The following is a 12,644-nucleotide window of genomic DNA, read 5'->3' as shown; positions in this document are numbered from 1 at the left end:
TGATTGGCGTGTTGTCACTCTACTAACCAAATGCAAGAAGCGAAGTTTTTCGCTGTTTCCATTTGTTTAGTAGCGTCGCACTGGTCAAAGGGAAAAGGAGAAGTTATGTCAGAAAAACAAGTTTTCAAAACCACTTGGGGCGGACGCCCTCTGCAAGTTGAAATCGGTCAACTTGCTAAACAAGCCAATGGCGCAGTTTTAGTTCGCTATGGCGACACAGTCGTATTGAGTGCAGCTGTTGCCTCAAAAGAAGCAAAAGATACCGACTTTTTCCCATTAACCATTAACTATGAAGAAAAAATGTATGCAGTGGGTAAAATTCCTGGCGGCTTCATCAAACGTGAAGGTCGTCCAAGTACAGACGCAACCTTGACTGCCCGTTTAATTGACCGTCCGATTCGTCCGATGTTTGCAGATGGATTCCGTAATGAAGTCCAAGTAACGAACTTTGTGATGAGTGTAGAACAGGATTGCTCTCCAGCAATGGCAGCGATGTTTGGTTCTTCGTTGGCTCTAGCCATTTCAGATATTCCGTTTGACGGACCAATCGCTGGTGTCGATGTGGGTCGCGTGAATGGTGAATATGTATTGAATCCGACTGTCGAACAACATGCTGAATCAGATATCGATTTAACAGTTGCTGGGACCAAACAAGCCATTAACATGGTAGAATCTGGCGCCAAAGAAGTTTCTGAAGAAGACATGCTTGGCGCATTACTATTCGGATTTGATGCAATCAAAGAAATGGTGGCTTTCCAAGCTGAGATCGTAGCTGCAGTCGGCAAAGAGAAAATGGAAGTTTCTTTATTACAAGTTGATCCTGAACTGAAAAAAGAAATTTTTGACGGCTACTATCAAACAATGAAAACAGCTGTAATGACAATGGATAAATTGGCACGTGAAGACGAAATCGAAAAAGTCAAAGAAACGGTCAAAGAAGTTTACGCTGAAAAATTTGCGGATCATGAAGATGAAGCGCAATTAACAAAAGAAGTAAAACAAATCGCGGAAGATCTTGAAAAAGATGTGGTTCGTGAATTGATTACAATCGATAAAATTCGCCCAGACGGACGTAAATTAGATGAAATTCGTCCGTTGGCTGCTGAAACAGGTATTTTACCACGTGTTCATGGTTCAGGCTTATTTACACGGGGACAAACGCAAGCATTATCTGCTTGTACTTTGGCACCCTTAGGTGAACATCAAATCATTGATGGTTTAGGAACAGTTGAAAGTAAACGATTCATCCATCATTACAACTTCCCGCAATTCTCTGTTGGTTCTACTGGACGTGCTGGTTCACCAGGTCGTCGTGAAATTGGCCATGGAGCATTGGGTGAACGTGCATTAGCCCAAATTATTCCAAGCGAAGAAGATTTCCCTTACACCATCCGTTTAGTAGCGGAAGTATTGGAATCAAACGGTTCTTCTTCTCAAGCAAGTATCTGTGCTGGTACATTGGCGTTAATGGATGCTGGTGTGCCAATCAAAGCACCAGTTGCTGGTATCGCAATGGGCTTGGTTTCCGATGGTGAAAACTATACGATCTTGACAGATATCCAAGGATTGGAAGACCATCTTGGCGATATGGACTTTAAAGTTGCTGGTACAAAAGATGGAATCACAGCTTTGCAAATGGATATCAAAATCCAAGGAATTACTGAACAAATTCTTTCTGAAGCATTAACGCAAGCAAAACAAGCGCGGATGGAAATCTTAGAAGTCCTAACTGAAACGATTGCTGAGCCACGTAAAGAATTAAGCCCATACGCACCGAAGATCGAAATGATCCAAATCGATCCAGATAAGATCAAAACAGTCATCGGTAAAGGCGGAGACACAATCAATGGTATCATCGAAGAAACTGGTGTAAAAATTGATATTGATCAAGAGGGTAACGTTAGCATTGCTTCTTCTGATGCAGATATGATCAAAAAAGCGATTAAGATCATTGAAGAGTTAACTAAGGAAGTCAAAGTCGGCGAAGTGTACTTAGGAAAAGTTGTTCGTATCGAGAAATTTGGAGCCTTTGTAAACTTGATTAAAGGCAAAGATGCATTGGTTCACATTTCACAACTTGCAAATGAGCGCGTGAATAAAGTGGAAGATGTCGTAAAATTAGGCGATGAAGTATTAGTAAAAGTGACAGAAATCGATCGTCAAGGTCGTGTAAATGCTTCTCGTAAAGCCTTATTGAAGGAAGAAGAAAGCAAAAAAGCAGAAAAATAATATGTCATTGAGGTTATTCTTTGACAATTCTCGCTGTAAACTGGATAATACTGATAAGTTTTAGGGGAGTAGCGACATAGAGTAAGCTCTATGCTTTTAGATCAACAACTAGTGCGCAGCGCTGGTCTAAGAGATAATTTGCCAGACCTAAACAATAGTGAAAACTGTTGTTTAGGTCTTTTTTTTGTCAGTCGTGCTTTTTGCAGTGTAATTAAGTGATATCAGCTAAAAAATATTTAATAGTTTTCAGTTGAGGTTTAGTACGAGGATAAGAAACTATTGTCTAAGTATAAGAAGAACTTGTCTATTTTGGTGAAGAAACCTGAAACTTTTTTAATAGAGAATCAATACCGATTCAATGAGTTGCTTAACAGGAGTGTGCGGAATGGAAAAAAAGAAAGATCATGATCATATCAAAAAGCTTTCAGCGGCGGGATTGCTGATTGCGATGGGAGTCGTGTACGGCGATATTGGGACGAGTCCGTTATATGTGATGAAAGCTATTTTAGAGGAAAATGGTGGACTGAGCACCGTAACTAAAGATTTTGTACTAGGTGCAGTCTCATTAGTTTTTTGGACCGTCATGCTGTTAACTACGGTCAAATACGTGTTGATTGCCTTGAGAGCGGATAACCATGGTGAAGGAGGAATCTTCTCTTTATATACATTAGTACGTAAAGGTGGAAAATATTTAATTGTTCCAGCTATGATTGGTGGTGCCGCGCTGTTGGCTGATGGCGTATTAACACCTGCGGTAACGGTAACGACAGCAATTGAAGGACTGCGGGGGATTCCTGATTTTTATCAGGAGTTTGGGAACAATCAAAATATCATAGTAATCATCACGTTAGTTATTTTACTTTTTCTATTTTTAATTCAACGTTTTGGTACGGATTTTGTTGGGAAAGCTTTTGGACCGATCATGTTTTTATGGTTCACCTTTTTAGGGCTGATGGGTATTTTAAATATCCCATATGATTTTAGCGTGATCAAAGCGTTGAATCCTTATTATGCGATCCACCTATTATTCAATCCTGACAATAAGATGGGAATCTTTATTTTAGGAAGTATCTTCCTAGCAACGACAGGTGCCGAAGCCTTATATTCTGACATGGGACACGTCGGAAAGAAAAATATCCATTTTAGCTGGCCGTACGTTTTGCTTTGCTTAATGTTAAATTATGCAGGACAAGCAGCTTGGATTTTGCACTCAAAGGGCAATGCCTCGATTGAAGGGATCGAAAATTTAAATCCATTTTTCCAAATTTTACCTGACGGGTGGATGATCTTTGGTGTCATCTTTGCGACGATTGCTGCTATCATTGCCTCTCAGGCTTTGATTTCTGGGTCATTCACACTAGTGTCTGAGGCGATCAAGCTGAAACTGTTGCCTAGAATGCGAATTATTTATCCAGGAAAAAGTATTGGTCAGATGTATATTCCGGCGATCAATATGATCTTGTGGGCTGCATGTTCATTGATTGTTTTGACTTTCCGCACATCAAGTCATATGGAAGCGGCTTATGGTCTATCAATTACGGTAACGATGTTAATGACGACTTTCTTGTTGTATCATTATCTATTACAAAGTGGAACCTCGCGCATTTTAGCTGGTTTAATGCTACTCTTTTTTGGTATATTGGAAGGCTTCTTCTTTATATCCAGTGTCACCAAGTTCTTCCATGGAGGTTTTGTGGCGGTGGCAATGGCATTGCTGATATTAAGTGTGATGTATATTTGGCATCGCAGTAATCAAGTTCAAGAAGATGCGAGCCAAGATGTTTATTTCAAAGACTATCTGCCGCAATTACAAGAGCTTCATGACGATGACAGAATTCCCTATTATCAAACCAACGTCGTTTTTTTAGTCCCACGTTTAGAAGGCGATGCAATCCCGCAGCAATTTATTTATTCGATTTTGGATAAACGATTAAAACGGGCAAAAGTATACTGGTTTGTAAATGTAGAAGTAACAGATGAACCATATACAGAAGAATATAGTATTGATATGATGGGAACTGATTTTATTGTAAAGGTTAAATTGTATCTAGGTTTTCGAATCGCTCAGGATGTAAACGTCTATTTGCGTCAAATTATTCATGATTTGATGAAACAAGGCCGTTTGCCTAAACAACCGCAGCATTACTCGTTAACTCCTGGACGTCAGGTAGGGGATTTTCGTTTTGTCATGATTCAGGAAGAATTATCCAATACGACTAGAATCGACAAATGGGATCGTCAAGTTATGCAAGCGCGTTTAGCAATCAAACGTCATACAGTTACGCCTGAACGCTGGTTCGGTATTGAGTATAGTGAGGTTACTTATGAAACAGTGCCGTTAATTGTCGGCGAAACGAAAAAAACATGGCTGAAAGAACGAAAAGAATAGTGAGTCCCTAGTCTAATGTATAATTTGCTCATTCGAATCATCTATTTAGAAGATTTGTTCAAAAAGTTTATTCAAATAAAGAGTTTTTGGCTGAAATACAAGTCAAAAACTCTTTTCTTTTTATTTGAAATAAGTTAAGTTAAGATTAAAATAGAATGAATAAAGGAGGCTGAGAGATGGAAATGACAATTTCGGGGTTACGAGAAAGGCTGCAAGAAGCCGATGAAAAACAATTAAGTGAATTAATCTGTCAGATATACAAACATTCAGAAGTTGCTCAACAAATCGTGGATTCAACTCTTTTGGATGATGATTATGGAATGCGATTCGCTGAAACCACTAAGAAAAAACTAGAACGGGCTTTTTTTCCACACGGTAAAATTGATCGTTCTTTGACGCAAGCTAAAGAGTTGTTGCGTCAATTTCGTAAGAGTTGCCAAAATCAGCGAGCATTGATCGAGATTGAATTGTTTTTTGTCGAATGCGGACTAGATTTCCTCGGCATCTTTGGAGAATCAGATAGAGAGATGAAAGAATTGCTGATTACGAACTACGCTTCAGCGGTAGCGCGGATTTTAGAAGATGGTTCGGAACTTTTTTTCCACCACTATTTTGCCAAATGTAACCAAATTATTGATGTTGCAAGAGGTTTCACCTCAGGATTTTCACAGGATATGCTGGATGTGTATCAACAGTTAGTAAAAAGGTGAGGCCTAGGCCTCACCTTCCATTTCTAGTTCTAGTTGCATTGCTCGTTCTTGTGCCTGTTCTTGGTCTAACTTTCTCAAGTGGCGCATTGCTTTAAAGTAGGAAGTCAACAACACAGCAGTTGATCCCATCCAAGCCAATGGTGACGCAAAGGCTGCTCCAGCAAAACCAAAAGAGTGTGTCAGAATAATGGCAGCGAAGGAACGCATAACAAGTTCCATGATCCCGGCAATAGTCGGGATTTTTGCTTGCCCTAATCCTTGCAGAGTATAGCGGAGGATGAACAATATTGCTAAGACCCAATACAAGGAACCATTAATAATAAAATAGGTTTGTGTCAGTTGAAATACGTGTACTTCGCTAGGATTAACGAAAAGAGCGACGAAATAATGTCCGCAGGTGATCACTAAAACACCAACGAAAATACTAAATATACCGCTCATTACCAAACATTGCTTAACACCAAGTAAAATTCGTCCATATTCTTTTGCCCCATAGTTTTGAGCAGTAAAAGTTGCCATAGTAATTCCGAATGACATCATTGGTAAGATTGCAAGCTGATCAATTCGACTTGCAGTAGTTTGCGCAGCAACGACGTCTGTTCCTAACGTATTCAATGCAGATTGCAAAATGACAGCACCAATTGCAATAATTGATGATTGGAATCCTATAGGCAAAGCTGAGTTCAAGTGTATGCGAAAGTCCTCTTTGTTAAGAGAAAAATGTTTACGATTGATTTGTAATATAGGGATTTTTCTTCGGATAAACCACACACACATCAAACTTGCTGCAACTTGAGCGATGACCGTCGCATAACCCGCACCAGCAACTCCCATATGGAAATAAATAATGAAGATTAGATCTAAGACAACGTTGATTACTACCGCAAAGGCCAAGAAGAATAGCGGTGTACGACTATCTCCTAAGGCACGTACCATATTTGACAAAAGATTAAATGCCATTGATGCGAAGATCCCGCCTAAAAGAATAGAGATAAAATCTTGCGCTTGATCTAGCAATTCTGGCGGTGTCTGCATGAGCAATAATAAGGGACGTAAGAACAGCAGGCTTAACGTAGTCAAAACAACTGTTACACCAAGACTAATCAAAATCGAAGTAGCAAAGCTTTTTCGCACGCCCTGAGCATCTTTAGCACCGAAACGCTGAGCCGTAATAATAGAGAGACCAGAAGTTAAACCTTGTGCAAAACCAATAATTAAAAAACTGACACTGCTAGTTGCTCCAACTGCGGCTAAAGCATCTTTGCCTAACGTTTGACCTACTACGATCATATCAACCATACTGTAAAATTGCTGAAAAACATTTCCTATAAACAAAGGCAAGGCGAATAAAATGATCAGCTTTGCCGGATTTCCTCGAGTTAATTCTTTCATCTTTTTCCTGCTTTCTAATAAAATTTTCTGATTGATATTACCATAAAATTTTCTGAAAGCAAGTGTCTTGAATAAAAAGTTAAGAAAAAAGAGACAACCCTTAAGAAAGGTTGTCTCTGAAATTAACGTTGCCGGATCTCGTGCGGCAAAAGGATCGTCTGACGGCTGCCGTCATCGTAGGCATAAACTTCTTGAGGGAAGTCATTAGAATAACCAAATGGGAGATCTATTCCCATTTCGACGCTACTTCCTTCTTGGGAGAAGTGCATCGTAACACGACCATCATTATTGATCAGGTCAAAACTTAAGATATTGTCTAATGGGATCAAGCCCTTTAAGTCTAGGTCAATGATATACCAGATACTATCAATCAGCTCGCCTGGCAAGCTGGATACCACACCGACAGAGGCATAACGACTTTTTTTAGAATCAAATGTTTCAAACATAGATTTTCCTCCTTTAGTTGGAATCACTTACTTAAAGTACGAGTAAGCTTTGTAGTGACTTATTGTAATTCTTTTTTTTAGAAAAAACCACTTATTACGCTTAGTCTATAAGAAAAAGTAAAAAATTCTAAATTTTTAAAGGAAGGAACCAGACTTTTGTAGTTTAAAAAAAGATGACCGGCTAGAAAAGCGGGCCATCGCATTAAATTTTTATTCTTCTGTTGACTCACCAATAACTTCTGGTTCAGCGCCTTCAGCAGCTTCATCTTCTTCAGGTAGTTCTTGCGCTTCTTGAACAGCAACGATTTGTTCTTCTGCATCAGTTACGATTGTGTAATCATCATTCTTAGGTAGATCACCTACAGAAATTGATTGGCCGATTTCTAATCCAGAGATGTCTACATCAATGCCTTCTGGTAATTTTTCTGGTGTTGCAGAAACAGTGGCTGTGTAAAGCGTTTGAGTTAATACACCGCCAGCTTTCACGCCAACAGATTCACCAACTAAGTTGATTTCTGTTTCAGCTTCAGTTTCTTCTGACAAGTTTACAGATAATAATTCAATATGCGTTAAACGACGAGTAAAGGTATCAACTTGTGAGTCGCGTAATAGTGTGTTCACCTTTTTACCGCCAATTTCAATGGCGAAAACAGTATTCGCACCATTTTCACGTAACAATTTTGAAAATTCACGTTCATCAATTGAGATAGGTGTACTTTCTATCTTGTACCCATTAACGACTGCAGGAACTTTTCCTTCGTGACGTAATTTGTTGCGAATGGAACGGGGACGAGTTGCTCTTTCTTCTACTTTCAATGATACTGCCATAACCAAATTCCTCCTTAAAATGTGACTGTCTGTGGTTGTTCAGACAGATTTTATTTAAGTGACGGGTTATTCTCAGCACAATGGCTTTGCGAAAAAACGCAAAAAGACAGTCGTCTACACAACTGTCCAAAAAAAGTCTACGTTCAACTTTCTCTACCAGGTCATAACGCTGTGTATGAGAAACCTTTGATTCACTTAATCATACGAATCTCTGACTCGTATAATTAAATTCTAGGACTTATCTAATCAAAATGCAAGTATAATGTCTGTTGACGATTTAAGTAAGGAATTTTTCGTAGTTGGTAAATACTATGTTAACGGAGCTAAATGTTCAAATGTGTCATTAGTTTTTGAGAGTTGTTTTCTTGATAGCAATACTTTTGTTTTTGAAAGTGAATAAAAACATCAAGAAAGAGTGTGAGGGTTTTGTCTCTTTTTGAAATTCGGTATAATGAGTCCAACAATATTGAAGGAGTTTTACCATGCGATTAGACAAAGTGATTGAGCAGAACTTAAAAACAACACGAAAAGAAATGAAACGTTTATTTCTAATGAAAAAGGTTTTAATCGATGGTGAAGTTGAGCTGAACCAGTGGCGCAACGTCGATAGTCAACTCCATGAGATTCAAGTAGATGGGCAGAAGTTGCAAACGGATCACGTGTATTACTTATTAAATAAACCAGCCGGCGTTGTAACAGCGAAAAGGGATAATAAATTTCAAACAGCTATAGAACTGGTGAAAGAAGGAGAGCGTCCAGCAGATTTATATCCAGTAGGTCGCTTGGATCGTGATACGACCGGGTTGTTGTTATTGACTGACAATGGTCAACTAGGTTACGATCTCTTACAGCCGTATGCTAAAGTTGCAAAGACATATCGTGCCACAATCAACGATACAGTGACATTTGAGGACGTGTTAGCTTTTGAAAAAGGGATTGTTTTTCGCGGAGGAATTCGTTGTCAGCCAGCGCGTTTAGCGATTTTACAATCTGATCCAGACCAGTCGGAAGTTTTACTTACGATCAAAGAAGGAAAATTTCATCAAGTCAAAAAAATGTTTTTGGCTTGTGGGAAAAAAGTTACGAGCTTGACTCGTATTGCGATGGGACCAATAGTTTTGCCAGCAAATTTAGCAGTAGGTAATTACCGTTCGTTAACATTGGCAGAGCTTAAACAATTAAAATCATATTTTAGATAGAAGGTTTGAAGATGGGATACGAGACAATTTTATTTGATATCGACGATACGTTGCTGGATTTTAAAGCAGCAGAAGAACAAGCATTAAGTCAATTGTTTCAAGATATGGGAGTGGAGCCTTCTTTATCTGTGAAGAACAATTACAAAAAAATGAACCAAGGCTTTTGGCGCGATCATGAAGCAGGACTGCTATCACGCCAAGAATTACTAGACAATCGTTTCCGCCTATTTTTTGAACAATATGAACGAGAAGTTGATGGGCCAAAAACAGAGGCGCGTTATCGCTACTATTTGAATCAAGGACATCAGTTGATTTCAAACAGCCTAGAAGTTGTAGAAAGTCTGAGTCAGAAAAAAGATCTTTATGTAGTAACAAATGGTGTGTCTGTAACTCAGCATCAGCGTCTAGAAAAATCAGGACTTGCACCTTATTTCGAAAAATTCTTTATCTCTGAAGAAATGGGTGTTCATAAACCAATGAAAGAATTTTTCGACATCGTTTTTGCGGAAATTCCTCGATTCGACAAAGAAAAAACCGTGATTATCGGTGATTCTTTAACTTCAGATATTAAAGGTGGGCAGGTTGCTGGGATCGACACGATTTGGATGAATCCCCATGAAAATGAAACGAAAGAAATTAGACCAACGTTTCAGATAAAAAAATTGACGGACCTCTATCAGATTTTAGATGATTTTTAAGTTTTATATAGCAATTTGACGTTGTTTCGCTATAATAGGACTAATGAAAAACGAAAGAGGTTTTACTTGCATGAAAAACAAACCGATCATCATTGGTGTAACGGGCGGTTCAGGTAGTGGGAAAACGAGTGTTAGCCGTGCGATTTACAATCGGTTTCCCGATCATTCAATTATGATGTTGGAGCACGATTCTTATTACAAAGACCAAAGCGCTATCAGCTTTGAAGAACGATTAAAGACAAATTACGATCATCCTTTTGCGTTTGATACAGATTTATTGATTGAACATTTAAAGGATTTAACAAAATATCAATCGGTGGAAGTGCCAATATACGACTATGTGGCGCATACGCGCAGCGCTGAGGTTTATGTACAGGAGCCTAAAGAAGTCATCATATTAGAAGGAATTCTGATTTTAGAAGATGAACGTTTACGTGATTTAATGGATATCAAAATTTATGTAGATACAGATGATGATATTCGGATTATTCGCCGAATTAAACGTGACATGAACGAGCGTGGAAGAACATTGGAATCGGTGATTGATCAATATTTGACAGTGGTGAAGCCAATGTATCATCAGTTTATCGAACCAACAAAACGTTATGCGGATATAATCGTGCCAGAAGGCGGCGAAAATCACGTAGCGATCGATTTGATTGCAACTAAAGTAGCAAGTTTTTTGAATCATGAGTAAAAAGAGCAAAGCAGAAACTTCCTGCTTTGCTCTTTTCACGTATTTGTTATGCGGCCGAGAAGACTCGAACTTCCACGGTATTGCTACCACTAGCGCCTGAAGCTAGCGCGTCTGCCAATTCCGCCACGACCGCAAGGAAATTACTTATTTATTTTAGCACAAAAATTTTTTTGTGCCAGAGATAACGTCGATAAGTCTCAAAAAACCCGACTCGCTATTGAGTCGGGAGAAAATTTTATAAGTAGTATTTTTTAGCAACTGTTAAGTCGTCGTTCAAGTCATAAACAAGTGGTTGACCTGTAGGAATTTCTAAGTCCATGATATCTTCGTCAGAAATACCTTCGATGTGTTTAGCTAATGCACGTAAAGAGTTACCATGTGCAGCGACTAAAACAGTTTTACCGTCTTTCAAAGCAGGAGCGATTTCGTCTTGCCAGAAAGGTAACGCGCGTTCCAAAGTAACTTTCAAGTTTTCGCCACCAGGGATATCGCGAGGGTCTAACATAGAGTAACGGCGATCTTGAGCTGCTGAACCTTCGTCAGTTGCTTCCATTAATGGAGGTAATACGTCGTATGAACGGCGCCAGATATGAACTTGTTCGTCACCATACTTTTCAGCGGTTTCTTTTTTGTTCAATCCTTGTAATTTACCATAATGACGTTCATTTAAGCGCCAAGATTTTACAGTTGGTACCCAAAGTTGATCAGATTCTTCAAGAATATAGTTACAAGTTTTAATTGCACGAGTTAAAACAGATGTATAAGCTACATCAAATTCAATTCCTGCTTCTTTGATTTTACGTCCGCCTTCTTTTGCTTCTTCGACACCTTCTGGAGCCAAATCAACATCTGCCCAGCCTGTAAATTGGTTCAACTTGTTCCATTCACTTAAGCCGTGACGAGAAAAAACTAATTTTGGCATAACATTCTCTCCTTTTGAAATTTCTGAAATTTTCAATTCCTGATTCATTGTACAATGTTTCTGCCGTGATTTCCATTAAATTGAGTGTGTTTTTTATCAAAACACAAGCTTTACAAGGATTTTTTATTATTTCTTTGGAACTTCCAAAGTTTTTGGACCTTCTGGTGTCCCGACGATTACGCGTGAGATCATATCAATAAACAATCCATGCTCAACTACCCCGACGCACTTATCCAGTTCTGCTGCTAAGGCGTGAGGATCTTCGATAACCTCTAGATGTAGATCAATGATATAATGTCCGCCATCTGTTGTTAAAAGTTCGTTGGAGTCAGTCATCCGCCATGTCGGGCTGTACCCCTTTGATTCAAATAAACGGAAGACATTGTGACTACCAAAGGGCACTACTTCGACTGGTAAGGGAAAGTTTCCCAATTTATTGACCATTTTACTTTCGTCTACGATCCAGATGCAGTCTTTGGAATAAGTTGCTACTACTTTTTCGAAAAGCAGTGCAGCACCTCCGCCCTTGATTCCTTGGAAATCATCACTGATTTCATCCGTGCCATCAATAGTAAGATCGACTGATTCTACATCATCGATTGCTTTTAACGGAATTCCTAATTCTTTAGCTTGTTGTTCTGTTTTAGAAGAAGTCACGACACCAGTGATTTTTAAACCTTCTTCATTTACTCGACGCCCAAGTTCCTTCACTAAATAGTAAGCTGTTGACCCAGTTCCTAATCCAACGGTCATTCCATCTTTGACAAACTTTGCTGCCTCGATCCCAACTAACTCTTTCAAATTCATTGAAAATCCCACCTTCTGCTAAGTTATGTCCATTGTAATCGCAAAAAAAGAAAAAAGATAGCCTTTTCAGTAAAAAAGACCAAAAAAGTGGATGCGCTTTATACAGCTTTCCTTCAGGTGATAGGGAGTATAGTTTAAAGAATAAATTTTTTCTTATTTTGAGCCATCTCGAAAACAAAAAAATACGATATTAAAAAGAAGAAAAAAACTTTAAGTAGTTTGTTGACAGTGAAAATCAATCATGGTATGCTATCAAAGGTGCTTTGTGAACAGGTCTCTCGATAGAGACGTGCTGACTGTGTCGAAGTACGCTTGATAGAGAATGCA

Annotated in this window: 11 protein-coding genes and 1 tRNA gene; 6 read left to right on the top strand and 6 right to left on the bottom strand. The window is 38.8% G+C overall.

Translation table 11 applies throughout. The features are described from left to right. Positions 1-105: 105 nt before the first annotated feature. The 3 genes from pnp (at position 106) to AUF14_RS12285 (ending at position 5,328) form a co-directional block, all read left to right on the top strand. Complete coding sequence (gene pnp / locus AUF14_RS12295) at positions 106-2,229, top strand: polyribonucleotide nucleotidyltransferase (protein ID WP_016179457.1); 2,124 nt, start codon at positions 106-108, stop codon at positions 2,227-2,229. 385 nt (positions 2,230-2,614) lie between these two features. After that, positions 2,615-4,618, top strand: coding sequence for a KUP/HAK/KT family potassium transporter (locus AUF14_RS12290; RefSeq protein ID WP_048717822.1), 2,004 nt, complete (start codon positions 2,615-2,617; stop codon positions 4,616-4,618). A 176-nt stretch (positions 4,619-4,794) separates the two neighbouring features. Then, positions 4,795-5,328 (top strand): hypothetical protein, encoded by a 534-nt coding sequence (locus AUF14_RS12285; protein WP_048717824.1) that lies wholly within the window; start codon positions 4,795-4,797, stop codon positions 5,326-5,328. A gap of 3 nt (positions 5,329-5,331) precedes the next feature. On the opposite strand, the gene AUF14_RS12280 is transcribed toward AUF14_RS12285, so the two are convergent. The 3 genes from AUF14_RS12280 to AUF14_RS12270 form a co-directional block, all read right to left on the bottom strand. After that, the gene (locus tag AUF14_RS12280; protein WP_016179460.1) at positions 5,332-6,720 is read right to left on the bottom strand and encodes an MATE family efflux transporter; all 1,389 of its coding nucleotides are present in this window, start codon (positions 6,718-6,720) and stop codon (positions 5,332-5,334) included. A gap of 122 nt (positions 6,721-6,842) precedes the next feature. After that, on the bottom strand, positions 6,843-7,166 hold the full coding sequence (locus AUF14_RS12275; RefSeq protein WP_016179461.1) for a DUF960 domain-containing protein: 324 nt from the start codon (positions 7,164-7,166) through the stop codon (positions 6,843-6,845). Positions 7,167-7,376: 210 nt separating this feature from the next. After that, positions 7,377-7,994, bottom strand: a complete 618-nt coding sequence (locus AUF14_RS12270) for a 50S ribosomal protein L25/general stress protein Ctc (protein WP_048717826.1) — start codon at positions 7,992-7,994, stop codon at positions 7,377-7,379. Between the two features lie 482 nt (positions 7,995-8,476). Between AUF14_RS12270 and AUF14_RS12265 the strand changes: the two genes are divergently transcribed. The 3 genes from AUF14_RS12265 to udk all read left to right on the top strand — a co-directional run bounded on the left by AUF14_RS12265 (position 8,477) and on the right by udk (position 10,588). After that, positions 8,477-9,193 (top strand): 16S rRNA pseudouridine(516) synthase, encoded by a 717-nt coding sequence (locus tag AUF14_RS12265; RefSeq protein WP_048717828.1) that lies wholly within the window; start codon positions 8,477-8,479, stop codon positions 9,191-9,193. Positions 9,194-9,204: 11 nt separating this feature from the next. Further along, positions 9,205-9,891 (top strand): YjjG family noncanonical pyrimidine nucleotidase, encoded by a 687-nt coding sequence (locus AUF14_RS12260; protein WP_048717829.1) that lies wholly within the window; start codon positions 9,205-9,207, stop codon positions 9,889-9,891. A gap of 70 nt (positions 9,892-9,961) precedes the next feature. Continuing rightward, positions 9,962-10,588, top strand: coding sequence for a uridine kinase (udk, locus tag AUF14_RS12255; protein WP_048717831.1), 627 nt, complete (start codon positions 9,962-9,964; stop codon positions 10,586-10,588). Between the two features lie 49 nt (positions 10,589-10,637). On the opposite strand, the gene AUF14_RS12250 is transcribed toward udk, so the two are convergent. The 3 genes from AUF14_RS12250 to rpiA all read right to left on the bottom strand — a co-directional run bounded on the left by AUF14_RS12250 (position 10,638) and on the right by rpiA (position 12,317). Continuing rightward, positions 10,638-10,721 (bottom strand) — tRNA-Leu (locus AUF14_RS12250). 102 nt (positions 10,722-10,823) lie between these two features. Further along, complete coding sequence (locus AUF14_RS12245) at positions 10,824-11,510, bottom strand: 2,3-diphosphoglycerate-dependent phosphoglycerate mutase (protein ID WP_016179466.1); 687 nt, start codon at positions 11,508-11,510, stop codon at positions 10,824-10,826. Positions 11,511-11,636: 126 nt separating this feature from the next. Beyond that, a complete protein-coding gene (gene rpiA / locus AUF14_RS12240) occupies positions 11,637-12,317 on the bottom strand; it encodes a ribose-5-phosphate isomerase RpiA (RefSeq protein ID WP_049220099.1) in 681 nt (226 codons plus the stop codon). Between the last annotated feature and the right edge of the window lie 327 nt (positions 12,318-12,644).

Source organism: Enterococcus avium (assembly GCF_002891025.1).
Lineage (GTDB): Bacteria > Bacillota > Bacilli > Lactobacillales > Enterococcaceae > Enterococcus_A > Enterococcus_A avium.
Note: the sequence above shows the minus strand (reverse complement) of the source record. Positions and strands in the feature narration are given on the sequence as shown.

Bases quoted from the DNA above. Each gene is read 5' to 3' on its own strand.
- AUF14_RS12245 (WP_016179466.1), bottom strand. From the start codon at position 11,510: ATGCCAAAATTAGTTTTTTCTCGTCACGGCTTAAGTGAATGGAACAAG.
- AUF14_RS12270 (WP_048717826.1), bottom strand. From the start codon at position 7,994: ATGGCAGTATCATTGAAAGTAGAAGAAAGAGCAACTCGTCCCCGTTCC.
- AUF14_RS12285 (WP_048717824.1), top strand. From the start codon at position 4,795: ATGGAAATGACAATTTCGGGGTTACGAGAAAGGCTGCAAGAAGCCGAT.
- AUF14_RS12265 (WP_048717828.1), top strand. From the start codon at position 8,477: ATGCGATTAGACAAAGTGATTGAGCAGAACTTAAAAACAACACGAAAA.
- AUF14_RS12260 (WP_048717829.1), top strand. From the start codon at position 9,205: ATGGGATACGAGACAATTTTATTTGATATCGACGATACGTTGCTGGAT.
- AUF14_RS12280 (WP_016179460.1), bottom strand. From the start codon at position 6,720: ATGAAAGAATTAACTCGAGGAAATCCGGCAAAGCTGATCATTTTATTC.
- AUF14_RS12275 (WP_016179461.1), bottom strand. From the start codon at position 7,166: ATGTTTGAAACATTTGATTCTAAAAAAAGTCGTTATGCCTCTGTCGGT.
- udk (WP_048717831.1), top strand. From the start codon at position 9,962: ATGAAAAACAAACCGATCATCATTGGTGTAACGGGCGGTTCAGGTAGT.
- rpiA (WP_049220099.1), bottom strand. From the start codon at position 12,317: ATGAATTTGAAAGAGTTAGTTGGGATCGAGGCAGCAAAGTTTGTCAAA.
- pnp (WP_016179457.1), top strand. From the start codon at position 106: ATGTCAGAAAAACAAGTTTTCAAAACCACTTGGGGCGGACGCCCTCTG.
- AUF14_RS12290 (WP_048717822.1), top strand. From the start codon at position 2,615: ATGGAAAAAAAGAAAGATCATGATCATATCAAAAAGCTTTCAGCGGCG.